Here is a 24,477-nt window from a genome sequence, read left to right on the forward strand (position 1 = left end):
AAGAAATCTTATTTTTCTAACTAATTTAAGTGACTCACTCTTCCCTTATAGGTTCTTCTATTTTGATGGAGTTATACGGAAGGGATGTTCAAGGTTTCTCCACAGTAGAATCGGATAAACTATGGTATAGTGAAGGCAATCATGAAAAGATAATAGGAGTGAAGATAAATGAGTGAACAGCAAATGACGAATGAAGCGGCAAAAACGCTTGACGGCTGGTATGCGCTTCATGATTTCCGCACAATGGACTGGACATCCTGGAAGCTGCTGTCCAGTGATGAGCGCCAATCTATCATACACGAATTCACCGGGTTGCTTGAAAAATGGGGCGTAGCTCAAAAAGAAGGAAAAGGATCGCAAACTCTTTACAGCATCGTCGGCCAAAAAGCTGATTTTATGCTGATGATCCTTCGTCCTACAATGGAAGAATTAAATCAAATCGAGCTTGAATTCAACAAATCAAGACTTGCTGAGTTCACCATTCCGGCATACTCCTACGTATCAGTGGTAGAGCTTAGCAACTACTTGGCAAGCGGTGACGGCGATCCTTACGAAAATCCGCATGTGCGCGCGCGCCTATACCCTGAACTGCCGGAATCTAAATATGTATGCTTCTATCCAATGGATAAAAGAAGATCCGGCAATGACAACTGGTACATGCTTTCTATGGAAGAACGCAGAAACTTGATGAGAAGCCATGGCTTAATCGGCCGCAGCTATGCGGGGAAAGTCAAACAGATCATCACTGGCTCTGTCGGCTTTGACGACTACGAGTGGGGCGTTACATTATTCAGCGATGATGTCCTTCAATTCAAGAAGCTTGTGTATGAAATGCGTTTTGACGAAGTCAGCGCCCGTTATGGTGAATTCGGTTCATTCTTTGTCGGCAATCACCTTTCGCTTGATACACTTCCTCAATTCCTATATGTATAATATCCCCTCCCGCCCTATCCGGCGGGAGTTTTTCAATCCACCTTTATCAGAATTTAAATAAAATTTGCTATTTTCTCCGTTTTTTCTTACGATGTAGGTAATAATCCAATTTTTTCAAAGGGGTGCAGTGATTTGTCAAAACGAACCGCATTTGTTATGGGAGCCAGTCAAGGGATCGGGAAAGCAATCGCTCTGAAATTAGCAGACCAGCATTTTTCCCTCGTCATTAATTCACGAAATTTGGATAATATCGAATCTGTCAAAGAAGATATTTTGGCCAAGCATCCTGAGGCGAGCGTCATTGTCCTTGCGGGGGATATGTCTGACCAGCATACGAGAGCGGGCATTTTTCAGGAAATCGAATCTCAATGCGGACGGCTTGATGTTCTGATTAATAATATACCGGGCGGCGCGCCTGACACATTTGATAACTGCAATATAGAGGATATGACAGCCACGTTCACACAAAAGACCGTTGCCTATATTGACGCTATCAAGCGTGCTTCCTCACTGATGAAACAAAATGAGTTTGGCAGAATCATCAACATTGTCGGAAATCTGTGGAAAGAACCCGGGGCCAACATGTTCACAAACAGTATGATGAATGCCGCTTTAATTAACGCCAGTAAAAACATTTCTATCCAGCTTGCTCCTCACAACATTACAGTCAACTGCCTGAACCCTGGTTTTATCGCTACGGACCGTTATCATCAATTTGTGGAAAATGTGATGAAAAAAAACAGCATATCCAAACAGGAAGCAGTGGAACAGATCGCTTCCGGGATTCCGATGAAACGGGTCGGATCAGCCGAAGAAACCGCAGCGCTCGCCGCGTTTCTTGCCTCTGAGGAAGCCTCCTACATCACAGGACAGCAAATTTCCGCTGATGGCGGCAGCATGAAAAGCATATAAAAAACATCCCGCTTAGCGGGATGTTTCTTGTAATGACCCGAACGGCAGGTTCAGTTTTTGAATCCGCATGACAAATTCCCGCAGATCCTCCTGCTTCGACACCATTGAGATTCTGACATGCCTTTTTCCGTTGCTTCCGAAAATTTCGCCCGGTGTGACTACGACATGGGCATGCTCCAGCAAGTAATCGGAAAATTGGTGAGATGTCTCAAACGTATTCGGAATTTCAGCCCATACGTAAAAGGTTCCTTTTGGCTTCTCCATCTTCCAGCCCAATTCCTTTTCGCAAAGCGCCGTAAAAAAGTCAATTCGTTCTTTATAAATTCGTTTCAGCGATTCCGTTTGCTCCGGATCTCCGGAAAGCGCCGCACTCGCCGCCTGCTGCAGCCCGCCGAACATGCCGACAAATACATGATCCTGAAATTCATTGACGGCCTGAATGATCTTTTCATTCCCAACCGCAAACGCCATTCTCCAGCCTGCCATATTAAATGTTTTTGAAAATGAATAAAGCTCTGCTCCGACAGCCTTGGCATCCTCTGCCTCAAGAAAGCTGGCCGGTTTTTGATCGAATTCAAACGCCCCGTATGCAAAGTCATGAATCAAATGGATATGATGCTCTTTCGCAAAAGCAGCCGCTTTTGCATAAAAAGCCGCATCGGCCACAGCTCCAGTAGGGTTGTTCGGATAGTTTAAAAACATAAGCTTCGCTTTTTCCAGCACGGCTGGATCAATCTTTTCAAAATCCGGCAGATAGCCATTTTCTTCATACAGCGGCATTTCGTACAGCTCAGCTCGCGCCATCGTAATCCCTGATAAATATTCAGGGTAGCCTGGATTCGGGACTAAAGCGATGTCTCCCGGATTGAGCAGACATTGTGTTAGCACATACAAACCGGCTTTCCCGCCTCCGAAAAGCGCGACCTCCGTTTCAGGATTGATTGTCACGCCGTATTCTCTTTTATAGAACGCAACGATTGCTTCCTTCAAAAAAGGATAACCTCTGAATGGGCCGTATCCATGAAACGAAGGATTCAGAGACGCCTCCCGCAAAGCCTCGACAATATGCGGCGGAGTGGGAAGGTCAGGGTTTCCTTGACCGAGATTAATGATGTGGGCCCCCGTTTTTTCCAATTCCTTTACCTTTTGAAAAACGAGAGAAAACTCCTGCCTTGGAAGTGTCTTGATGACATCGGACGGTGTTATTTCCATCTAAAAGACTCCTTTTTGCTCCGTTTTGTTATCCCGTTCCAAAAACGATTTGTTGACGAGCTTCGTATGCAAAAACAATCCGCATACAATCACAACAATCAGCCCCATAATGACCGGAGCACTGAAGACGTTGATTAACATTGAACCAACAGAAATGCATAATCCGATAGACGCTTCGGCTACTGAAAAAATGCGCCCTTGAATCTGGTTTGCCGCATTCTCCTGAACCTTCACCTTTGCAAGCACTTCCCCGTATTCCATCGCGATGAAAAAGAGGATCGCCGCGATGATAGAAACAGCGAATATCGGCGTGAATAAAAACATCGCCAGCGAAACAATCGATAAAACGGTAAAGTACGTCAGGCCTCTATTGTTGTTAAAGCCCCATTTGCTGACAAGCGCCGCCCCGATAAAGCCGCCGAAGCCGATGCAGAATGTGAGGATAAAGTTGCCGATTTCCCCATCACCAAGAAAGCGGCTGACAATCGGAAAATAGCTGTACACAATTCCCCACAGCACAGCCATTGTAATCATCGTAAACATGGCGTTTAATACGAATGCATTGCTTTTGATTTCCTTGAGTCCTTCTTTAAAAGACTGAAAGGCCTCTTTGATGTTTTCAGATTGAATCGGCACAAATTGCAGCTTGATACGGCTGATAAAAAATGCCGAAATCAGGTATGTCACACCGTTAAAGGCCACAGCCAGCTCCACAGATCCGCCTAACAGAAAGAGCCCTCCGGCAGCCGCCCCGACGATAATGGAGATGGTTGTCGCTTTTGCAAATAACGTGTTGATGCTTTTAATATCTGATTCCAAGGACGACATGACAGCAAGACGGGCCGGATTAAAAAACACGCCGCTTCCATAAGAAATAAACAGCAGAGCCAGAAAAATGAGGGGATACTCGCCTTTTGGAAGAAATGTGAGCCCCAAAAAAATGATGCCTCTGATGATATCCGTCCACAGCATGATCTTAATTCTGTCTAACCGGTCGACCAGAACCCCCAAAAACGGCTGGAACACCATCGGAATGCTTCTGACCACGATGACCCCGGACGTCACCCAGTAATCGTGATAATATGTAGACAAAATGAGCAGGGCTGGGAGAACACAATAGTCTCCCATAAACGACAGCGCCTGCCCGTAAAGCAAGTACTTAGAGTTTGGCTTCAGCTGTTTCATACTGGCAGCACATACTTTGCCGTCAGCTTTGCATGCTGCTGAATTTGTTTGATTGATTCAGCCACATCCTGTGAATTGCTGCCTTTCAGTTCGAATGCAGCGATGGAGTTGAAAGCTTCGAACAGTGTCAAATCAACTGAAGTGCCTGGCGCTGCGGCCGAAAAAGAAACGATTTCAGTATCCCCTTTTAAAAGCCCGTCAGGCAGATCGATCGCTTCAATGACCAAATCCTCAGCAGTTTCTGGAATCTGGCCATTTTGTTTGAAATGCTGCGGGTACAAATGGCAATCGGCAACATAGTAAGGCTCTTGATCCAATAATCCGTCAGGCAGATCGGCGTCTTTTCCGAAACAAAGGACATCTAATAATAATTGCGCCATATCAAGGCCGAAAACCTTTTTAATATTAGGGATCATATTCCAGCCAGCGAATCTGGCTGCCGATTCAATTAAACCCGGTTCTCTGTTTTTCATTAGCTTGATCTCTGTATGTGTTGCGCAATTTTGCAGGCCAAGACCTTCATTTGCCTTTTTGGCGGCTTCGACAATTTTCTTTTTCGCCTCTTCATCCAGAATGGACGGCGTAATGTGGGATGTTTCTGTAAATCCGATTTGCGGCGTTTTGTCATGAATGGCGATCGGGAAATACTCACCGTCGGCCATGATGCCTTCGATGCTGATATAGTCGGAGTACCCCTCTGTTTGATACCAGTCTCCATACTCACCCTGTAAAAATTCTTCAGCGATAAACGGCGCTTCAAACGTAACCGCCTTTGGCACGTTAATCGACTTCAGATAGTCATTGACTCTATTAAATTCTGCTTCTGCCGTCTCAGTGTCCGTAATCAGCGTGACGCCGATTGAACTCGCTAAGTATGTAGGCTTTAAAATAAGAGGTGTGCCGATCTCTTCAAGTGCGGCACGGAAATCCTCAAGAGTTGTGACACGTTTGTTTTTGATTGATTTGACGCCAGCCTTATTAAAAGCGTCTCTCATTTTATTTTTATCTCTGGCATTTTCGGCTGCCTGGACGCCGGCACCTCTCAGGCCCAGACGTTCACAGGCTTTCGCCATCGGGGCAATGAATAATTCATTGTTTGTTGTGATGGCATCCACCCCAAACATTTCGGCAACCTTGACGATTTGCTCGACAACCTCTTCTTCAGGCTTGTCATGGTCCTCATGCGCCCAGTAAATAGAATCAGGATGCTCAAAATCAGCTAAACTCTTAAAATAGTCTTTATCTTTTATGACCGCGACCGAGTATTTTTCAATCAATGCTGCGTGGGAGGCTGTAATTGCAAAAGGCCTTGGAATAAAGCTGACCAGGTTATATTTTTCAGCAGCGCTTTTATAAAACATGTGCGGCGGGCAGCCTCCAAGATCAGCAATGACCAATACTGTTTTTCTCTCCATATGTAAACACTCCTTCTCTATTGTGCGGTGTATCCTCCGTCTGCGGTGATGGCGCTTCCGGTCATATAGCTTGATAAATCCGAGGCTAAAAACAGCATCACATTTGCGATTTCTCCGGGTTTCCCCAGCCTCAGCAGCGGATTTACCTTTGCCTTTTCTTTTTTGATCTCTTCAAGTGTGCCTTCATTATTTTCAAGGAATGATTTTTCATTCAGCGGTGTGTCGATAATCCCTGGACATACGCAGTTCACGCGAATTTGATGCTTCGCATAATCAACGGCCATTGATTTAGTCAGCTGCAAAACGCCGCCTTTGCTGGCATTATAGGCAGGAATATCTGGCCATGCCACGAGTCCGCCGACTGAGCATGTATTAATGATGTTGCCCTTGCCGGCAGCCAGCATATGCTTGAGTGCGTGTTTGCTCATTAAAAACGTGCCGGTCAAATTGACTTGCAGCACCTTGTTCCAATCGCTGAGCTCCATCTCGTGAATGGGCGCCACGATTTCGATGCCTGCATTATTAATCAATACATCCAGCCCGCCAAATGTATCGACCGCCGATTCAACAGCGTGCTGACAGGCAGCTTCGTCTGTAATGTCCGTTTGCACAAAGTGCAGCCTGTCATTATTTTCTTTCCGGACCATTGCTTCTCCCTGCTTCTCGTCAATATCCGCCACAACCACATTGGCCTGCTGGTTCAAAAAAGCCTGAACCGCCGCATAACCAATCCCTGATGCGCCTCCTGTTATGAGGACGGTTTTATCGGTGAGGTTCATGATTATTCATCCGCCTTCATTTTTTTTGCTTTTGCCCTGTTATAGCGCGGCGGGAAGAAGATATTAATCGATTTTGATTCTTTTTCTGAACGGTTGATGGCACCATGATCTTCGCGAGGCTCACAGAAATAAGCTGTGCCGAATTCCATCCCGACTGTGCAGCCTTCGACCGTCATGTCATAGCCGCCGCCGATGCAGATGCCGATTTGTTCATTGCGATGTTTATGGAAAGGCATTTCTCCGCCGTTTCCAGGGATTTTGGCAAGCATAATCTCTACCCAATCCTCAACAAAAAACGTGACTTCCATGCCCGGCAGCAGGTCTCTTGTTTTGAAAATATCCAAAAAATAGTCCTCAGGACTTGTATACGTTTCATCAGCTTTCAGCCGCTTGATATCAATAGCAATCACTTCTTGGTCTGTGTCGTTTCTTGCCCCGTGAGGCACATGCGGCGGCGCGATATAGGCAGATTCCAAGGCTGTCATTTTTCTTGTCACATCTCCGACAGTCATCATCAGCTCTCCGGAAACGACCATGCCGATTTGGACCTCCTTATGCTGATGGGGTTCAACATTGGTATGCGGCGGGACGTAAGACATTAATACTTCAGTATCCCCTCGTACGGTTGAATACTGCCTCACTCCGTTTTCCCATTCAATTAATTTCGGAGTCGGGAAATAAAGCTCCTGCATATCTTCTTTAGTTTTCATCATCAACGTCTCCTTTTCCAAATAATGACCAGCTCATTGGAATGCTTTTGAATGTTTTTACAAAGGTTAGCCCGTACTTTTGCCTTGCAAGCTCATTGGTTAAGGCAATATCATACAAGCCTTCTTTTACTTTTCTTGCAGCTTGGCTGGTCGAATTGACCAGTTTGAAACGTACATCTTTGCGGGTAAAATATTTGATTAGATTAATAGGTGATGGATGTGAAACAACAACAGATGTATCAAGCATATCGTCTCTGAATTCAAAATCAGGACGAACAGCCAGGCCGTACATCGGTGTATCGCACCTGAAGATCTGCAATAGCTGCAAATCCGGCCTCATGTAGAAATGCTTAATGCCGTCATAAGCGTGTGGGACGATGGTATATTCCAGCGGGCTTTGGAGTGTCCTTTCAATGCATGATTCAAAAGTATCATGCAAGGACAATTTACTGTTCAGCCCTTGTAGAAGAGTAAAATTGGAAATGAAATGCTTTGCTGCGTACTCACTGCTTGTCCCCTCAGGGCCGAGCGTGTTGACTGTAATGAGTTTGGATAGTGAATCAGTTCTTTTTTTTGTCTGAATGCTATTATCCAATATAATCATGAGCACCAACCAATCTTTTAAAATTTTAAGTAAATTTTATCCAGCGGAAATTGAACTGTCAATGTTTTTTGAAAATATTGATAATTGTTCCCATACAAACAAAAAAACCCTTTAAAAAGGGTTTTTAATTATAGGAATTTAGAAACTTTGTTTATTGGGATAAGGACTGATCGGCCTTCTGCTCATGCTTGCCGTATTTTTTATATGCGAATACACTGAGTACAAATCCGAGCACTGTGATGGCGGCGCAAATCCATCCGACGGCTGCATAGCCGTATGCCACATAGACAGGTCCCATCAAAGCAGATCCTAATGTCACGGCCAGATTCGAGGCGAGACTGTAAAACACCATGATTTTTCCGCGATGACGCTCTGAGCAATCACTCAAAATGGTGCTGAGCAGCGTCACCGTCAAGCTTTGCATTAATCCCCATATAAATAGGCTGACAATTAACAGAAACATTGACGCCGGTGCATATGGTAAACATGCCAGCAGAACGCTGATGACCCCCAGGGCAATCAAAAGGGAGCGCATTTTTCCGATGCGGTCGGCCACCTTTCCTGTAATGACACTCATGGAAAACCCGATTCCATAAATCATGATAAATAAGCCCGCAGCTGTGTTTCCTCCGGTAAAAACGTCCTGAAGATAGGTGCCTAAAAAGGAATACATACCGTAAAATCCAATCATATTACAAAAGGTTATCGTGATATAAACAGGTACACGCGGAACTTTCAGCGCATCCCGGAATGTTCCTGCCGGCTCTTCTTTTTCTTCCTCGCCGCTTGTTTGATGCTGGGCATGACGGCGCATTTCAAGGAGAATCAGCAGGACGACGAAAACGCCCATCAAGGCGAAAATCCAAAATGTCCATCTCCAATGCAGGACGCCGCCGATAAATGATCCGAGCGGCACTCCAAAAATCAGCGCCAGCGACCAGCTTGAAACGATCAGCCCCATCACTTTGCCCCGGTATGTATAAGGAACACGATCACCGACAACGGCGTAAGCGGTCGGCACAAACGCTCCGGCAGCCAATCCCGAAAGCGCCCGGCCTAAAAAGAAGAAAAAGATATTTTGACTCAAAGCGCATATCACTGTTCCTATGATAAAGATCATGAGCCCGGCCAATAAACTCAGTTCTCTGGAGTATTTATCGCCTAATGGAACCAAAAGCGGCGCACCGATAAAAATCATAATGCCGTAAATACTGATAGATAATGCAAGGACACTGACATCTGAGCTGAAGGCTTTTGCTAAATCCGGAAGCAGCGGTGAGATCACAAGCTCTTCAGATCCGGCCGCAAATACCCCCATCGTTAAAGCCAGTGCTAACAATAGCGGAAAATGATGTTTTGTTTTGATGTCATTGTTTTGATTGCTGTTCATTCTTTCTCAAACACCTCTTCCATAATCTTCTTATCATAAAGTTGTATTATAGTTTAGCATTGTTTTTTCATCATTTACAATTCGAACGAAACCTTTACATTTTTAATTATTTTCATTTAAATCCCAATATAGATTTCCTCGTTTCATTTTGAAAATCAACTGATTTTAACATACCAAAAAGCTCTCCGGTCTCCCGGAGAGCTTTTCCTATTGCGCCTCTGCCTGCTCTTTTTCTGCCGGTTCATGATTGATACGCTTTTTGATGCTTAGATGATAGTACGCATAGCAGAAAATAATGATCGGCACGCCGCAGTACAAGCCGATCCTTTGATCCGGAATGAAAATAAGGCTGATCAACACACATCCGTATAAACAAAATCCGAGAATTGGGACTAGCGGATAAAGCGGCGTTCGGAACTCCAGATCATTCACATTTCCGCCTTCAGCGAGGAAACGTCTGCGAAAGAAAAATTGCGACGCACAAATGGACATCCACGCGACAACTGTCACCATGCCCGAGATTGAGATACACCATAAATACACTGTTTCTGCGGCCATGACACTTGTCAGCAGCGAGCAGCCGGAAATGCCGAGGGTAATCAGCAGGGCATTCATCGGCACGCCTTTTTTTGTCAGTCTGGTGAGAAAGGAGGGGCCCATTTGATTTGATGAAAGTGACCACATCATGCGCGACGCCGCATACAAACCCGAATTGGCAACAGATAAAATCGCCGTTAAGATGACAAAGTTCATGATATCTGCCGAAAATGGGATGCCGATTTGATCGAGCACCGCTACAAACGGGCTTTCAATAACGCCCGCCGTTTTGTACGGAAGAATGGCGACCAAGACGAACATTGCCAGCACAAAGAAAAACAGCGTGCGCCAAATGACATTCCGAATGGACTTTGGCAGTGTTTTTTCCGGACTTTCACTTTCCCCTGCCGCAATGCCGACAAGCTCCGTGCCCTGAAAGGAGAAATTCACCATGACCAGCGTAAACATAACGGCCAGCACCCCATTAGGGAAAAGTCCCCTGTCAGTCATAAAGTTAGACAAGAAGGGTGTTTCGTGTCCGCCTTTAAAGTCAATCAAGCCAAACACAGCGGCTCCGCCAATCACGATAAATAAGATGATCGCCGCCACTTTGATGCTTGAAAACCAAAATTCCATTTCTGCAAAGCTTCTGACAGACAGCGCATTAATCAAAAAGATGACAATCCCAAACACGAGACACCATATCCAAATCGGAACGGAGGGCAGCCACCTTTGCATCAAAATGCCTGCTGACGTCAGCTCCAAACCTACTGTATTCGCCCAGCTGAACCAATACAGCCAGCCGATCATAAAACCTGTTGACGGTCCCAGAAATTTAGTGGCGTAGGCCTGAAACGATCCGGCCACCGGCATGGCAACAGCCAATTCTCCTAAACAAAGCATGACGAGATACATTAAAAATCCGCCGATGATATACGCGGCAATGGCGCCGAGCGGTCCCGCCTGGCTAATGGTAAAGCCGGAGCCTAGAAACAGCCCTGTGCCAATCACCCCTCCCAAAGCAATCATAAACAAATGCCTGCTTTTCATGCTGCGCTGCAATTCATTTTTATGATTCTGCATCATCCTTCCTCCTTTGATTCTTTTGCCGTGATGGTCATCCGGTAGCTTTGCAAAAGATGGACGGTGGTTTGTTGTATGAGGAAAGGCAATACATGAAATGTGTATGGTTTATAGACTCGTTCCGTCCATTTATGGCCGTCTTTTCCATACACGCCCATATTAATGGATGGAATATTCAGCTTGCGTATGTCTTTAAACGGAATGGTTCCAATCATATTCCACCCAGGGAAGTTTCTGATAAAAGAATCAATTTCGTCATCGGTTTCATGCAGCGATAAGAAACTGCCGTCTGCCAAGTAGGGGAAAAACTTTTTGAAGACAAATGTTTCGCCTGTCGATGCAGCGGTTTTGTCAGCCGCTTCTTTAATCACATGCTGCAAAAGCTGATCTCTTGTGCTATCTTCTTTCAAATAGTTATGCGGCAGGTAAGGAGGTGCGTAAAATAGAATGACTTTTGCGCCTTGATCGGGGTCAAGCTTTTGAAGCTCTTCGATTGCCTGAAAGCATCTCATACGAAGTTCTAGGTGCTCGTTGGCTTTGAATGTCTGCTCGATACACTGTTCGGGGTCTATTCCCCGGTTTCTCAGCTTTTCTAAGTATTGCTCCAGGCTATACACTTGGATGCCCCATGATAAATGTTTCTTTGGCAGGTTGGCTCTTTTTGCATATTCTTCATAATAGTCTGATAATTTTTGTTCTGTTTCTCGGCATGCTTCCTCAGTGACTTCAATAAGCAAATCCATCATTTCTTTTGCTGTTCTTTCATAAATAAAACAATTGAAATACAAGCTTGTGCTGACAGCCGTTTGCACATTATAGGATTCCTTGTTATCACGCTGATACAAACAGGATGGGGGCAGAACCAACTCCCCTTCAACCTTTTCTGCCAGATGAATGTTATTGTGGAGACGGCTTGTGATTTCAGCTGAAATGAAATTCGGGTCAATCCCTGCCAGTGTATCGCCAACATGGACTTCACGGCCGTAAATGTAAAAGCAAGGCAGTAGTTTTCCCGCGGCTCCAGTATAGATATATCTTGTCTGATCACCATCGTAAAGCGGGGTAATAAAATCTGTATTAATGGCAGCCAGATAGTGAAGCTGTTTTTCTTTTTTTAGCCGGTTCAGCTCTGAAATGCTGGCGAGCACGCCCGAATGCTGGCTCTCCTCATCGGGATTTGCCATAAACAATACATTTCCCGGCAATGTTTCAAGGTTCTCCGAAAAATGCAGGAGATTGGCTAAATGTACGGCGATGCCGCTCTGCATATCGACAGATCCTCTTCCAAACATCCAATCGCCTGATTTGGCATCCCGCTGAACATCCTGATCGAACTCATAGCGGCTGAAATACTCCGCCAATTTCTCACAATCAAAAGCGATATCCTTTAAAGGGCCGAAATCTTCAATTCCGACTGTATCAAGATGGGCATGGTAAATGACTGTATTTCGGCTTTCTCCAAGTCCTTCAATAAACGCAAAAATATTTTTGCGATTGTATGGGTCATTGGGAATCGCCTGTTCCCACACATGACTCGGGTGTTCCTGAAAATAAGGATAGCTCGTGATCACTTCTTTGATGAAATCCGCTTTTGTCCCTTCTCCAATGGTGCCGTTCACACTGCTGAGGCTGACCAGAGATGCTGTCAGCGCCTCCACTCTTTCAGCCGGATTCATGTGACTGATTTTTGTATACTGCATAAATTGTCCTCCTGATCAAAAAGTTGAAATCGTGCGATCCGCTCAAGAATCGCACGATTTGATTTCTCTCAAATCAAAAAGCTTCGGACGTTGTTTTGGCTTGCATATGAAGAATTAAGTAATCGGGACCGCCTGCTTTTGAGTCTGTTCCGGACATATTAAAACCGCCGAACGGCTGATAGCCGACAATTGCTCCGGTGCAGCCTCTGTTGAAGTATAGGTTTCCAACATGGAAATCCTCGCGCGCCCGTTCAATGTGCGCACGGTTTTTCGTCAGAAGCGCGCCTGTTAATCCGTATTCCGTGTTATTGGCAATCTCCAGCATATGATCGAAATCACGCGCTTTGCAAATCGCAACAACCGGGCCGAAAATTTCTTCCTGCATTAAGCGCGCGTTTTCATCAACATCTGCAAAGATCGTTGGCTGAATAAAGTAGCCTTTTGAATCATCGCCTTCTCCGCCGGCCAATAGCTTGCCCTCAGATTTGCCGATTTCAATGTATTTCATCACTTTGTTGTAGGATGCTTCATGAATCACGGGACCCATATACGTATCAGGATCTTCTGGATTGCCGACAGTCAGCGTTTTGGTCAGCGCCACAGCTTTTTCCACCACTTCATCATAGACATCCTGATGGATAACTGCGCGGGAGCCCGCAGAACACTTCTGTCCTGAATATCCAAATGCTGAGTACACGATAGAGGATGCAGCAAGGTCAAGATCAGCGTCCTTGTCGACAAGCACTGTGTCTTTTCCGCCCATCTCAGCAATTACCCGTTTGAGCCATTTTTGGCCCGGCTGCACTTTGGCGGCTCGCTCATAAATCCGGCAGCCGACTGCACGGGAACCTGTAAATGAGACAAATCGTGTCTTCGGATGCTCAACTAAGAAATCACCGATCTCCGCTCCATCTCCCGGAATGTAATTCAGAACACCGTTTGGCAGGCCCGCTTCCTCCATGACCTCGACAAATTTCGCTGCCACTACCGGTGCTGCGTCAGCCGGTTTTAAGAGAATCGTATTTCCTGTCACAATCGCTGCCGCCGCTGTTCCCGCCATAATTGCAAGCGGGAAGTTAAATGGTGAAATGACGATGCCGACGCCAAGCGCTTCGTAATGATATTGATTGAACTCGCCAGCACGGCTCTTCACCGGAGCCCCTTCCTTAAGGTTTAACATTTGGCGCGCGTAGAACTCTAAAAAGTCTATCGCTTCAGCCGTGTCCGCATCCGCTTCCTTCCATGGTTTTCCCGCTTCCTTCACAAGATAGCTTGAAAATTCATGCTTTCTTCTGCGCAAAATAGCCGCTGCTTTAAAGAGAATATTCGCGCGGTGCTCCGGTCTTTGTTTTTTCCAGGATTCAAACGCCTGCAATGCGGCTTGCATCGCTTTTTCAGCAAGCTCTTGATCCGCTGTAGACGCGTACCCAATCACCTCTTCTTTGTTAGCCGGGTTAATAGAAATGATTTTGCGGTCCGTTTCAATTTTTTCTCCATTGATAACAAGCGGATAATGCTTGCCAAGCTGAGTGTTTACAAAGGCCAATGACTCCCCAAATGCTGTTTTATTCATTGCTTCCGTAAAATCTGTAAATGGTTCGTGCGCGTATGTAACTGTCATATGTAGTCCCCCTCGTGTTATGAAATATATCTTCGCATATGAATAAAAATGCAAGAATCATGCCATTTTCTTGTCTTTTGCTGAAAAAACTTGTTGAATCGAACAGAAATTTGTCTAACAGGTGATCACCTTTCTCTTTTTCCGAGCTTGAAAGCAAATTATTTTTGCGGTTTTTGCCCTTCCCACAAAGAAAAACGCAAAATTATTTTGCATCGGCTATTACACCCATCCGCGGAATCGCGATGCTTCTGCCGATTTTCTGATGCCCGTCATGTAAGCCGCCAAGCGCATATCCACTTTATGCGTTGCCGCTGTCTGATAAATCGTTTCGAACGAGCTGACCATGACGCTTCTCAATTTTTCTGCAACCTCTTCTTCCGACCAATAATATCCTTGGTTATTCTGCACCCATTCAAAATAAGAAACCGTGACGCCGCCGGCACTCGCCAGGATATCCGGCACAAGCAGCACGCCTCTTTCATTTAGGATCTTAGTGGCATCAATGGTTGTCGGTCCATTCGCTGCTTCGACGACGATTGACGCCTGAATGTTATGTGCGTTTTTGGCTGTGATTTGATTGGAGATCGCGGCAGGCACTAAAATATCGCCTTCCTTTTCAAGCAGTTCCTCATTTGTGATGACGTCAGTAAATAAGTTGGTGACCATGCCGAAGCTGTCCCGTTTATCGAGCAAATAAGGAATATCAAGGCCGTCCGGGTTGTAGAGCCCGCCATGGGCATCAGAAATCCCGATCACCTTCGCGCCCGCGTCGTGCATGAATTTGGCCAGGAAGCTACCCGCGTTTCCAAAGCCCTGTATGATGATGCGTGCGTTTTGCAGCTTGATCCCTTTTTTCTTCACCGCCTCTTCAATACAAATCGTGACGCCCTGTGCCGTCGCCGTTTCCCGTCCTTGCGATCCGCCTAAAACGAGCGGCTTGCCTGTAATAAAGCCCGGAGAATCGAATTCCCGCAGCCGGCTGTACTCATCCATCATCCACGCCATAATCTGCGAATTGGTGTATACATCTGGAGCTGGAATATCCTTTGTCGGACCGACGATCTGGCTGATAGCACGGACATACCCCCTGCTCAGCCTTTCCAGTTCTCCAAATGACATTGTCCGCGGATCACAAATGATACCGCCCTTCCCGCCGCCGTAAGGAAGATTGGCAATCCCGCATTTGAGCGTCATCCAAATGGATAATGCCTTTACTTCCTCTTCATTGACTTCTGGATGGAAGCGAACGCCCCCCTTTGTCGGACCGACAGCATCATTGTGCTGTGACCGGTAGCCTGTGAACACTTTGACGCTCCCATTGTCCATTTTGACCGGAATGCGGACAGTGAGCATTCTCTGCGGCTCTTTCATGAGTTCATACATATCGCCCGGATAACCCAGCTTCCGAATGGCCTCCTTAATGATCGTTTGGGTAGACAGAAATAAGTTAAGAGCTTCTTTTTCTTCATCTTTTGAGACTTGCTTTGCTGACATCTTTTTCACCTCATTGTTTTTTTGGCCGGCTGTAATGTAAGCGCTTTAAAAAATCAGCCCGCCAATTCCTTTCTTCATTGGATTCACCATATGATCATGCAAGATCCGTACCAGCTTTTGAATCCACAAAAAAAAGAGACTGAAAACATCTCAGTCTCTGACTACAAATCTATCGATTAACGGGGATCAATCACCAGTTGCGTTTCAGCATAAAAACTGCCGATTCCCAAACCGTTTACTACATCGCCTTTAATCGTGTAAGTGCCTGCGCGAGGAAGAGTTTTACGCACCATGACGAGGTCAAATTCGGATGCGCCTAACAAATCAAGCGTAAGCGGGAGTCTGACTGTTTTTCCATCGTTTAAAATCTGTGTTTCTTTCAGTGTTCTTCCATTTACTGAATCTCTTGTCGTAGCATGAAACCCGTCAGGAAATTGAAATACTACCGCTCCAAGAGAAAGCACCGCATTTGGTTTATATGTCACTTCAATATCAGAAGTGGTCCACTCTTTTGTGCTGTTGATCGTTTTTGCCTCGATTGATGCAGACTGTGCATGAGCTTGGCCTGAAGGAAGCAAGATTGATAGTAAGACAGCTGAACTGATCAATAATGAAGATACGAATGAAGTTCTTTTTAACATGACATTTCCTCCTCAAATCACTGTTGAAATTGGCCAGAGCGTCCTCTGCAGAAAAAGCGTTTTTTTGCAATTCGCGAATTACCAGTTCTTTTTCTTAAAAATTAATCTATCATCATTTTCCATGGAAGTAAATGCTTTTTCAGGAATATTAACACTTGGGTTCCTTGAGAATTCCTTCCTGTTTATACAAGGTTCAAATGGAGGATTTCTCACTCTTTTTCTAGTAACTTCTACCTTCCTATTTCTATCTTTTATCCTATTTTAAAAAAGGACAAAAAAAGTCGAAGATGCCTCTGCTCTTCGATTGATCACGTTCCTATTTTTATCTGAATTCAGTGTTCCAGTTAAAACCGATCGTCTCATCATTCCACGGAATTCTTTTTTCATCAGGCTGATCCGGATTATACGACATGGTGGTAAAGTAGATAATTGTCAGCGGCGTTTCTCCCAGCACTCTGTATCCGTGGGCCACCCCTTTTGGGATTAATAACAGCATCGGGTTGTCTTCGCCCATATAATAGACGTCCGTTTCTCCTTTTGTCTTTGAGTCGTCTCGAAGATCGTAGAGGACAACCTGAGCGTGACCGGTTGGGAAGAACCAGAGATCATCCTGCTTCTCATGATAATGAAATGCCTTAATCACACCCGGATAGCTTTTCGACCAAGAGGCCTGCCCGAAATGCTCAAGAAGATTCTCATCATCCCGGACCAGCTCAGCAAAAAAGCCTCTGTCATCGCTATGCTTCGTCAATTTTTTCACCTTGACTCCATCAATCATGCACACTGCTCCTTTCCTGCAAATACTCCCGTAACGCTTCCCGCCAGTGGCGGGGGCGGATGCCGGCTTCTTCAATAGCCCGATGGCTCAGCACAGAGTATGCCGGGCGGGGCGTTTTGTTCCCGTATTCCTCTGTTGTGACAGGCAAAATGACTGTGGCCAGCCCGCTTTCTTCCATAATCCCCTTCGCAAACTCATACCAGCTGCATATGCCTGAATTGCTGACATGATAGATGCCCGGCGGATGGCTGAACAGCTTGATGACCGCTTCTGCTAAATCCTTCGTATAAGTCGGCGAACCTATTTGATCGGTGACAACCCGCAGCTCTTGTTTCGTTTCAGCAAGCTTCAGCATGGTATGAACGAAATTGCTGCCGCCATGTCCGTACACCCATGATGTTCTGATGATCGTGCTGTCTTTTGTTGCCAAACGAATCAGTTCTTCTCCGAGCTTTTTGCTTTTGCCATAGATGGTGTTTGGATCAAGGGGATCGTTTTCCTTGTAAGGCTGGTTTCCTTTCCCATCGAATACATAGTCCGTGCTAATATGAACATATTGAGCGCCGATGCGGGTTGCCTCTAGCGCAGTATAATAAGCGCCGATTCCGTTGATCAAGTACGCTTTATCAAGCTCTTTCTCACATTGATCAACCGACGTAAACGCGGCGGTATTGACCACAATATCCGGCTGATAATGGCCAAACGAATGCCGTACTGAGCGCTGGTCAGCAATGTTCATCATCTTCTTTGTTAACGCAATGACCTCGTATCCGGCTTGCTTCAGCTGGCGGCACAGTTCCAGTCCAAGCTGTCCTCCCGCCCCAGTCACCAATACCTTTTTCAATCAGATCACCTTCTCATCGGTCATTGTCTGTATACCACTGAATCGTACGCGCAATGCCTTCTTTAAACGGCACTTCCTGCCGCCAGCCAAGTTCGTTTTTCAGTTTTGATGCATTGATCGCATAGCGCCGGTCATGCCCTTTTCGGTCTTCCACGTGGGCGAACAATTCCTCACAGCCCAGGTGCTTCATGATGATGCTCGCAAGCTCTTTATTCGTGCGTTCATTTCCGCCGCCGATGTTATACACCTCGCCTACGGTTCCTTTTTCTAAAATCAGCTTGATGGCGCGGCAATGATCCTCCGCAAACAGCCAATCTCTAATCTGAAGTCCATCTCCATACAGCGGAACCGGCAGGCCTTGCTTCGCATGACGGATAATCGTCGGAATCATTTTTTCGCTGTGCTGATAAGGGCCGTAATTGTTGCTGCATCGTGTAATGATCGCCGGAAGCTTGTGGGTTTTCACATAAGACAATACGAGCAAATCAGAGCTTGCTTTGCTGGCTGAGTAAGGATTATTAGGAGAAAGCGGCGTCGTTTCTGTAAATGCTGGATCATCCGCTTCTAAATCTCCGTACACCTCATCCGTTGAAATATGAATCAGCTTCTTGGCTTTGCCTTGCAAAACCGCTTCCGCCAATCGGTAAGTCCCCATGACATTTGTGGTGATAAACGGCTCTGCTTGGGAAATGCTTCTGTCCACATGCGATTCTGCAGCGAAGTGAATAACCCCGTCATAGGTCTCGTCAAACGCGCGGTCGATATCATCCTGAACGCTGATGTCCCCTTTTATAAAGCGAAAGCGGCTGTTTTGCTTTAATGTTTCCATTTCTTCCGGGTGGCTGGCGTACGTCAGTTTATCTAAAACGGTAATGCGCGCATCCGTTTCCCTCAGCATGAGCTTTGTAAACGTGAGCCCGATGAAGCCGGCCCCGCCCGTAATTAAATATGATTTTGCCATCACTTTTCGTCCTGTCCTTTCTGTAAAGCCTTGTGTACAAGCTGGGAAGCGAGATAAAGCGATTCGTGAGTTCCGGCATCTACCCACCAGCCTGGTAACACATCATACGTAAGCTGGCTGTTTTCGATGTATAGATTATTCACATCGGTGATTTCCAGCTCGCCTCGCTTTGATGGTGATATTTGTTCAATATACGAAAATACCTCCGCATCATACATATAAATGCCGGTAACGCAAAGGTTGGTCGGCGGCTGTTTGGGCTTCTCGATGATGGAACGAATCCGTGTGTTTTCTTCATCAATCTCAGCGATTCCGAAGCGTTCCGGGTCATCCACTTCTTTCAGCAGCACCTTTGCCCCTTTCCCCTGCTGTTCAAAGCGTTCTGTATAAGGCTTTAATGAATCTTCAAATATATTATCACCTAATAATAAAATGAAAGGCTCTTTTTTCGTAAAGCGCTTTGCATAAGACAGCCCATCCGAAATGCCCGATGCTGCAGGCTGTACCTGATAAGTGATTGTAACGCCAAGCTCTTCCCCGTTTCCAAGCAGTTTATAAAATTGCGGCATATGCTCTTTTTGGCTGATGAGTAAAATGTCTGTTATTCCGGCTTCCTCCAGCTTCATAATCGACCAGTATATCATCGGATACGGGCCTACAGGAAGCAAATGCTTGTTGACGGCTTTCGTTAAGGGCATAAGGCGTGAGCCGTTTCCTCCGGCTAAAATAACACCTTTCACATTAACACTTCCTTACATGCATTTTTATACCTTTTGTTCATGTAATTCTTGAAGAATAGCTGTTACCCGCTTGATGCCTTTTCCATCCACGAACGGCCTTCCTCCTTTGTGCAAAGAAAGGCGAAGAGGATAGCTGCTCACAATGCGCGACATCTGATAAATGAGTGTTTCACCCGGTACAAGCTCACCCAAGCCAAGATCAAGAGCGGCACCTTGCCCGGCAAATATTTTGGCTGTTGCCGTTTGATGTTCAACCTGAGAGAGAACAAGGCACGGCACGCCGATGCAAATGGCTTCATACAGTGAGATGCCGCCGGCGACAATGGCTGCGTCCGCTTGTTTCATCAAACCCGCCATATCATTTGTCTGTTCGATCACCTTGTACTGCGGCTTCTTTTCGATCTGCCTTCGGACTGCCTCTTGATGCGGTGAAGCGCTCCCCATCACAAACATCATGTTTTTGTCTTTTATGGCGGGGACTTGATCAGCGGCAGCCAGCACTTTAAAAATAAGCTGCTTCGGATCACTTCCTCCTAATGCAACAAGGATAGTGCGGCAGTCTTTCTTAAGTGTGTAATTCCCTCTTGCGGCCTGAAAGGCGGGATGAAGAATAAGATAGTCCGGGCCTTCATAGACGCGTGTGTTTCCCTGAACGTACACCCTGCCTCTGATGTCACCGTAAATGCCGTTAATGACCGCGTCACTAAATTGAATCGATTTACCGTTTTTCTCTTCAAAGAGAACAATTTTCGCATCTGTTTCCGTCTTTATTTTCTTTAACAGCTCTGCAGGCGCACCTAGAATATCAAATAAAAGCAAATCAAGCTTCTTGCTTTTTATTTCCCGGAGAATAAATTCGTGCTGCTGCAGCTCCGGTTTTACGATGACACGCCAATGCTCTGCATGAAGAAACGCTTCAGACTCCTGATTCGTGTAAAACGTAATCAAGCAGCTCTGTTTGAGTTCTTCCGCAAGTCTCTTCATCCGAACAACATGGCCCATTCCCTTTTCATAGCCCCCGTCTGCAACGATCCCAACATTCATGACTAGTCAGCCTCTCGTTCGATCGCCGCATCAGAGTTTCGGTTCAGAATGCTGATGAGCTCAGAGGCTGATACATCGGGGCGCTCGCCTGCTTTTTGATAGAGGGACTTTATCGATTCATAGTCTTCCTTTGTATCAATGGTCAGCCGATATCGAGGGGCGCGAAACCGTTCCGGCGCTTCCAAAAACTGGACGTGATAAAGAGCTGGATGATTTCTCACATATAACGTGACATGCTCCTGATATTGATCCTCCAAAGCCTGAATACGGCTGATGTCAATTAACAGGTTGGCGTTGACCACTTCGCCGCAAATCCCTAATGGGGCATTCAGGATATACGTATAATCCGCGCCTTGATCAAAATGCGCCTTAATCATTACATCGAGCAGCTCTGGATCGACAAACGGATTATCACCCGTTAACCGGATGATGACTGACGGTTTGACAGCCTCTATGACCTTTACAAACCTATCGAGAACACGTTCTTCGCTCCCGCGGAAAACGCGATAGCCATGTTTGATGCAATGCGCCTCTAATATGTCGTCGGTTTCTTTGTCAGACGTGGCAATGACAAGATTATCCCGATCCTTTTGGTAAAACGCGCTTTTCCGGACGCGATGAACGAGAATATCAAGTAAACGATCCGATCCAATCGGTCGAAGCACTTTTCCCGGCAGCCTTGTTGAACCCATTCTCGCTTGAATGATAAAGAGAATGTCATTCATGAAACGGGCTGTCCTTCATTAAAATGTCATCCCAGGCAATGCCTGTGTCGGCCGGGATGTCTCTTACAGCCCGAACACCGCCGGTCAGCAGTTCAAAAAATCTCGGATGCAGTCCCTGCGGCTTTTGTCCGGGCCGAAGCACTGCGATATTATCTTCACTAAAGACTTCACCTTTTTGAATCGGAGCTGTTGTAAAAATACCTCTGTATGCAAAATTTCTGATTTCACCTTCGATGGCAGTTGTTGTTTTGTATGAACTGCCAAGCAGTTTTTCAGAGACCGGCTTTTTGATCCCCTGTTTCAGCTCAGCCTCCGTTTTCCTGATGCCATCGACCATTTCTTTCAATTCATCCGGATTTAACGCAAACGAGTGGTCGGCACCCGGCAGATTTTTATCGATCGTAAAATGCTTTTCTATCAGTCTTGCTCCAAGCCTAACCGCGGCACACGGCGCTTCTGTCGGATTCTCGCTATGATCCGAGAAGCCGATTACCGCCTCAGGAAAAGCGGCGGCAAGCATCGGAATGACGCTGAGGTTGCTGTACTCCGGCGGTGCAGGGTATTTCGCCACACAATGCATTATGGCAATTTGATTGTTTCCCTCTGCCTTGATGGTGCTCCAAGCTTCTTGAACGTCAGAGATTTCAGCTCCGGCTGTCGAGAAAATCATCGGCCTGTTCAGCCGGGCGACATATTTGAGCAGCGGGAGATGGTTAATTTCATAGGATGCGATTTTAAAAGCGCTCGGCGAGGTGGACTGAAGCAGATCAGCTGACCCTTCGTCACATACCGTGCTTAGAAAGATTACCTGCTTTTCGCGGCAGTAATCCAATAACGGTGAAATCCACTCAGCGGGCATTTCCATAGATTGAACCAAAGAAAAAATAGAGACGTCCTTGCCCGCTGCCGTTTTGTACAAACCAGGATCTTTCTGGTACATCCTATCAGCCTGGAACATTTGAAATTTCACGGCATCCGCTCCCGCTTCCGCCGCGGCGTCTATCAGTGCAAAAGCCTGATCAAGCTTCCCGTCATGATTAATCCCCGCTTCGGCGATAATAAATACAGGAGCGTCATGCCCTACAGTTTTATTCGCAATCTGAAACTTTGCCATTATTTCGCCTCCTTGCCCGGCCAAATATGATAATAGTAATACGATTGTTCAGCGGTGAAGCCCATTCGTTCATAAAGGCGGATCGCCCTTACATTGTGAAGCTGCGTCCCCGCTGTTACCGTTCTATGCTTCTGGGTCTCCGGTTGTTCTATGAGATTCGCCAATAAATGAAAGGCAATACGTTTTCCTTCAAATCCCGGCTTTACAGCCATCAAATCGAGAATGCACTCATCATCCCTTGATAAGCCCTGAAGATAACCGATGACCTCGCCATTGTGTTTAGCGACAATATTAACCGCCGCCCTTCCATTCAGATTGTTTCGTGTCCACTCCTGAAAAATGTTGTTTGCTGCATCGCGGCTGAGATGAGGGTCCTGAAAATATCTGCTTTTTGTAAACGAGTCTCGGGCCAGCTCACATATCGCTTCTGTGTCTCCGGGCTCAGGCGGACCCAGTTCAAAAAATGGCGGGGTTTTGTCATAAAAAGACGGAGGCATCGCCAGCTTCAGCAAACTGCCGACAAAGTAAGAGGACGGCTGCTGCTGTATCACATGCGCGGCTCCGATATCTTCAGCCGGAACACGGACAAAGATAAAATCCGTTTCATCCATTTGGCGTACAGAATAAAAAGCTTCAAACAGCCTCTTCAGCTGCCCGGTGCTGTTCGCCGCAAGAAGTTTGACATTCATGACTTTCTTCTGAAGCACCTTGCTTTCCCACAAAGAATCTTCGTAAAGCAATACGCCTTGGAGCCTGCTGTTTTCAAAAAGGCCGAGGGAAAATTGATACGGAACATCCAATGTAAGCTGTCTGCTTTGGAGAAATTCCTCAATCGCCTCTTTGGAGACATGTTCTTTTACCGTATACACTTAACCAGCCCCTTTTACGATATCCCGCACAGCTTCAATGACATCATGTACATCGTCGTCAGACATTGACGGATAAAGCGGGAGGGAAAGGGTTCGTTTATAGTAATTCATGGCATTCGGGAAGTCCGATTCCTTAAATCCAAATTGTTTTTGATAATACGGATGAATGTGTACTGGAATAAAATGAACGCTCGTGCCGATATTGTATTCATCCTTTAGAGCCGTAATCATTTCGCTTCGCGTAACACCAGCCTTTTTTTCATCAACTTGCAGAACATATAAATGCCAGGCGTGTCTGCCGTCATCATGAACAAACGGTGTGATCAGCCCCGGAATCTGCTGAAAAGCATTTTGATAGCGACCGGCGATCTCTTCTCTCCGTTTCTGCATATCATCCAGCCGTTTCAGCTGATGAAGTCCAAGAGCCGCCTGCAAATCAAACATATTCATCTTATAGCCGGGCGATTCGACTTCATAGTACCAGCTGCCATTTGAAGAATAACGGTTCCATGCGGCTTTACTCATGCCGTGAAGGCTTAGCACCCGAATCTTATCGGCAAGCTCCTCATCATCTGTCGTGAGCATGCCGCCTTCCCCTGTCGCCAGGTTTTTGGTGGCGTAAAAGCTGAATGCCGTCGCATCCCCAATCGAACCGATCATTCTGTGCTTATAAGTCGTATATACCGCATGCGCCGCATCCTCCAGCACGAATAAACCATGTTTTTGGGCAATTGCCAAAATCACATCCATATCGCAGGACTGCCCGCCAAAGTGGACAGGTACAACTGCTTTCGTTCGCGGTGTGACGGCTGCCTCAAGCTTTACCGGGTCAATATTGAGCGTGTTTTCGTCAATGTCCGCAAACACAGGCGTCGCTCCTGTATGAATAATCGTATTGGCGGTCGAGCTGAACGTAAGCGGAGAGGTAATGACCTCGTCCCCAGGACCGATTCCTTTTGCTTTCAAAGCCAAAAATAAAGCTGCGGTACATGAATTCACCGCCACGGCGTGTTTCGCCCCGGCAAATGCGGCAAACTCTTTTTCAAACTGCTGAACCTTCGGGCCTTTGGAGAGCCATCCCGATTCAAGCGTTTCAGTAACCTCCTGAATTTCTTCCTTACCGATTAACGGCAATGAGTAAGGGAGAAAATGATTTCTCTTTTGCACCATTTCTTTGCGCTCCTAT

Annotated in this window: 23 protein-coding genes; 2 read left to right on the forward strand and 21 right to left on the reverse strand. The window is 46.1% G+C overall.

What is annotated here, in order from left to right:
* Positions 1-168 precede the first annotated feature (168 nt).
* Positions 169-933: a hydrogen peroxide-dependent heme synthase gene (gene hemQ / locus C1T29_RS22690; RefSeq protein ID WP_003227507.1), complete on the forward strand. Its 765-nt coding sequence runs from the start codon at positions 169-171 to the stop codon at positions 931-933.
* A 132-nt stretch (positions 934-1,065) separates the two neighbouring features.
* Positions 1,066-1,845, forward strand: a complete 780-nt coding sequence (bacG, locus tag C1T29_RS22695; protein WP_103749243.1) for an NADPH-dependent reductase BacG — start codon at positions 1,066-1,068, stop codon at positions 1,843-1,845.
* Between the two features lie 12 nt (positions 1,846-1,857).
* Here bacG and bacF read toward each other — a convergent pair whose 3' ends face one another.
* From bacF to C1T29_RS22800, 21 genes are all read right to left on the reverse strand, one after another.
* Positions 1,858-3,057, reverse strand: a complete 1,200-nt coding sequence (bacF, locus tag C1T29_RS22700) for a transaminase BacF (protein WP_103749242.1) — start codon at positions 3,055-3,057, stop codon at positions 1,858-1,860.
* Positions 3,058-4,242, reverse strand: a complete 1,185-nt coding sequence (gene bacE / locus C1T29_RS22705) for a bacilysin exporter BacE (protein ID WP_103749241.1) — start codon at positions 4,240-4,242, stop codon at positions 3,058-3,060.
* A complete protein-coding gene (gene bacD / locus C1T29_RS22710; RefSeq protein WP_103749240.1) occupies positions 4,239-5,657 on the reverse strand; it encodes an alanine--anticapsin ligase in 1,419 nt (472 codons plus the stop codon). Before bacD ends, bacE begins: the two co-directional genes overlap by 4 nt.
* 17 nt (positions 5,658-5,674) lie before the next feature.
* Positions 5,675-6,436 (reverse strand): dihydroanticapsin 7-dehydrogenase, encoded by a 762-nt coding sequence (gene bacC, locus C1T29_RS22715; protein WP_141237705.1) that lies wholly within the window; start codon positions 6,434-6,436, stop codon positions 5,675-5,677.
* A gap of 2 nt (positions 6,437-6,438) precedes the next feature.
* Positions 6,439-7,146, reverse strand: a complete 708-nt coding sequence (bacB, locus tag C1T29_RS22720; protein ID WP_014665800.1) for a 3-((4R)-4-hydroxycyclohexa-1,5-dien-1-yl)-2-oxopropanoate isomerase — start codon at positions 7,144-7,146, stop codon at positions 6,439-6,441.
* Complete coding sequence (gene bacA, locus C1T29_RS22725; protein WP_040081502.1) at positions 7,136-7,750, reverse strand: prephenate decarboxylase; 615 nt, start codon at positions 7,748-7,750, stop codon at positions 7,136-7,138. Before bacA ends, bacB begins: the two co-directional genes overlap by 11 nt.
* Positions 7,751-7,901: 151 nt before the next feature.
* Positions 7,902-9,140 carry an MFS transporter gene (locus tag C1T29_RS22730; RefSeq protein ID WP_014665803.1) on the reverse strand — a complete coding sequence of 413 codons (1,239 nt, stop codon included), beginning with the start codon at positions 9,138-9,140 and terminating at the stop codon, positions 7,902-7,904.
* Between the two features lie 207 nt (positions 9,141-9,347).
* On the reverse strand, positions 9,348-10,760 hold the full coding sequence (locus C1T29_RS22735) for an amino acid permease (RefSeq protein WP_040081499.1): 1,413 nt from the start codon (positions 10,758-10,760) through the stop codon (positions 9,348-9,350).
* Positions 10,760-12,460: a M20 family metallopeptidase gene (locus tag C1T29_RS22740; protein ID WP_095431133.1), complete on the reverse strand. Its 1,701-nt coding sequence runs from the start codon at positions 12,458-12,460 to the stop codon at positions 10,760-10,762. Before C1T29_RS22740 ends, C1T29_RS22735 begins: the two co-directional genes overlap by 1 nt.
* Positions 12,461-12,533: 73 nt before the next feature.
* Positions 12,534-14,081, reverse strand: a complete 1,548-nt coding sequence (gene pruA, locus C1T29_RS22745; RefSeq protein WP_069150532.1) for an L-glutamate gamma-semialdehyde dehydrogenase — start codon at positions 14,079-14,081, stop codon at positions 12,534-12,536.
* Positions 14,082-14,300: 219 nt separating this feature from the next.
* Complete coding sequence (rocG, locus tag C1T29_RS22750; RefSeq protein ID WP_095431132.1) at positions 14,301-15,575, reverse strand: glutamate dehydrogenase; 1,275 nt, start codon at positions 15,573-15,575, stop codon at positions 14,301-14,303.
* A 176-nt stretch (positions 15,576-15,751) separates the two neighbouring features.
* Complete coding sequence (gene bslB, locus C1T29_RS22755; RefSeq protein WP_040081494.1) at positions 15,752-16,216, reverse strand: biofilm surface layer hydrophobin BslB; 465 nt, start codon at positions 16,214-16,216, stop codon at positions 15,752-15,754.
* Positions 16,217-16,538: 322 nt separating this feature from the next.
* Positions 16,539-16,994, reverse strand: coding sequence for a dTDP-4-dehydrorhamnose 3,5-epimerase family protein (locus tag C1T29_RS22760; protein WP_014665810.1), 456 nt, complete (start codon positions 16,992-16,994; stop codon positions 16,539-16,541).
* Positions 16,987-17,838: a dTDP-4-dehydrorhamnose reductase gene (gene rfbD / locus C1T29_RS22765; protein ID WP_095431131.1), complete on the reverse strand. Its 852-nt coding sequence runs from the start codon at positions 17,836-17,838 to the stop codon at positions 16,987-16,989. Before rfbD ends, C1T29_RS22760 begins: the two co-directional genes overlap by 8 nt.
* A 13-nt stretch (positions 17,839-17,851) precedes the next feature.
* Positions 17,852-18,799, reverse strand: coding sequence for a dTDP-glucose 4,6-dehydratase (rfbB, locus tag C1T29_RS22770; protein ID WP_095431130.1), 948 nt, complete (start codon positions 18,797-18,799; stop codon positions 17,852-17,854).
* Positions 18,799-19,539 carry a sugar phosphate nucleotidyltransferase gene (locus C1T29_RS22775; protein WP_103749239.1) on the reverse strand — a complete coding sequence of 247 codons (741 nt, stop codon included), beginning with the start codon at positions 19,537-19,539 and terminating at the stop codon, positions 18,799-18,801. Before C1T29_RS22775 ends, rfbB begins: the two co-directional genes overlap by 1 nt.
* A gap of 24 nt (positions 19,540-19,563) precedes the next feature.
* Complete coding sequence (locus C1T29_RS22780; protein WP_071581876.1) at positions 19,564-20,583, reverse strand: PseG/SpsG family protein; 1,020 nt, start codon at positions 20,581-20,583, stop codon at positions 19,564-19,566.
* A gap of 2 nt (positions 20,584-20,585) precedes the next feature.
* Positions 20,586-21,308 carry a glycosyltransferase family protein gene (locus tag C1T29_RS22785; protein ID WP_103749238.1) on the reverse strand — a complete coding sequence of 241 codons (723 nt, stop codon included), beginning with the start codon at positions 21,306-21,308 and terminating at the stop codon, positions 20,586-20,588.
* Positions 21,301-22,422 carry an N-acetylneuraminate synthase family protein gene (locus C1T29_RS22790; protein WP_103749237.1) on the reverse strand — a complete coding sequence of 374 codons (1,122 nt, stop codon included), beginning with the start codon at positions 22,420-22,422 and terminating at the stop codon, positions 21,301-21,303. Before C1T29_RS22790 ends, C1T29_RS22785 begins: the two co-directional genes overlap by 8 nt.
* Positions 22,422-23,291, reverse strand: a complete 870-nt coding sequence (locus C1T29_RS22795; protein WP_014665816.1) for a GNAT family N-acetyltransferase — start codon at positions 23,289-23,291, stop codon at positions 22,422-22,424. The genes C1T29_RS22790 and C1T29_RS22795 overlap by 1 nt, the downstream gene beginning before the upstream one ends.
* The gene (locus C1T29_RS22800) at positions 23,292-24,461 is read right to left on the reverse strand and encodes a DegT/DnrJ/EryC1/StrS family aminotransferase (RefSeq protein ID WP_103749236.1); all 1,170 of its coding nucleotides are present in this window, start codon (positions 24,459-24,461) and stop codon (positions 23,292-23,294) included. It lies immediately after the preceding gene.
* Positions 24,462-24,477: the final 16 nt, after the last annotated feature.

The sequence above is a fragment of the Bacillus sp. MBGLi79 genome (assembly GCF_002953915.1).

What these genes read in the sequence shown, in the direction of transcription:
- hemQ (WP_003227507.1), top strand. Translation starts at nt 169, where the DNA reads ATGAGTGAACAGCAAATGACGAATGAAGCGGCAAAAACGCTTGACGGC.
- bacF (WP_103749242.1), bottom strand. Translation starts at nt 3,057, where the DNA reads ATGGAAATAACACCGTCCGATGTCATCAAGACACTTCCAAGGCAGGAG.
- bacE (WP_103749241.1), bottom strand. Translation starts at nt 4,242, where the DNA reads ATGAAACAGCTGAAGCCAAACTCTAAGTACTTGCTTTACGGGCAGGCG.
- bacD (WP_103749240.1), bottom strand. Translation starts at nt 5,657, where the DNA reads ATGGAGAGAAAAACAGTATTGGTCATTGCTGATCTTGGAGGCTGCCCG.
- bacC (WP_141237705.1), bottom strand. Translation starts at nt 6,436, where the DNA reads ATGAACCTCACCGATAAAACCGTCCTCATAACAGGAGGCGCATCAGGG.
- bacB (WP_014665800.1), bottom strand. Translation starts at nt 7,146, where the DNA reads ATGAAAACTAAAGAAGATATGCAGGAGCTTTATTTCCCGACTCCGAAA.
- bacA (WP_040081502.1), bottom strand. Translation starts at nt 7,750, where the DNA reads ATGATTATATTGGATAATAGCATTCAGACAAAAAAAAGAACTGATTCA.
- C1T29_RS22730 (WP_014665803.1), bottom strand. Translation starts at nt 9,140, where the DNA reads ATGAACAGCAATCAAAACAATGACATCAAAACAAAACATCATTTTCCG.
- C1T29_RS22735 (WP_040081499.1), bottom strand. Translation starts at nt 10,760, where the DNA reads ATGCAGAATCATAAAAATGAATTGCAGCGCAGCATGAAAAGCAGGCAT.
- C1T29_RS22740 (WP_095431133.1), bottom strand. Translation starts at nt 12,460, where the DNA reads ATGCAGTATACAAAAATCAGTCACATGAATCCGGCTGAAAGAGTGGAG.
- pruA (WP_069150532.1), bottom strand. Translation starts at nt 14,081, where the DNA reads ATGACAGTTACATACGCGCACGAACCATTTACAGATTTTACGGAAGCA.
- rocG (WP_095431132.1), bottom strand. Translation starts at nt 15,575, where the DNA reads ATGTCAGCAAAGCAAGTCTCAAAAGATGAAGAAAAAGAAGCTCTTAAC.
- bslB (WP_040081494.1), bottom strand. Translation starts at nt 16,216, where the DNA reads ATGTTAAAAAGAACTTCATTCGTATCTTCATTATTGATCAGTTCAGCT.
- C1T29_RS22760 (WP_014665810.1), bottom strand. Translation starts at nt 16,994, where the DNA reads ATGATTGATGGAGTCAAGGTGAAAAAATTGACGAAGCATAGCGATGAC.
- rfbB (WP_095431130.1), bottom strand. Translation starts at nt 18,799, where the DNA reads ATGGCAAAATCATATTTAATTACGGGCGGGGCCGGCTTCATCGGGCTC.
- C1T29_RS22780 (WP_071581876.1), bottom strand. Translation starts at nt 20,583, where the DNA reads ATGAATGTTGGGATCGTTGCAGACGGGGGCTATGAAAAGGGAATGGGC.
- C1T29_RS22785 (WP_103749238.1), bottom strand. Translation starts at nt 21,308, where the DNA reads ATGAATGACATTCTCTTTATCATTCAAGCGAGAATGGGTTCAACAAGG.
- C1T29_RS22790 (WP_103749237.1), bottom strand. Translation starts at nt 22,422, where the DNA reads ATGGCAAAGTTTCAGATTGCGAATAAAACTGTAGGGCATGACGCTCCT.
- C1T29_RS22800 (WP_103749236.1), bottom strand. Translation starts at nt 24,461, where the DNA reads ATGGTGCAAAAGAGAAATCATTTTCTCCCTTACTCATTGCCGTTAATC.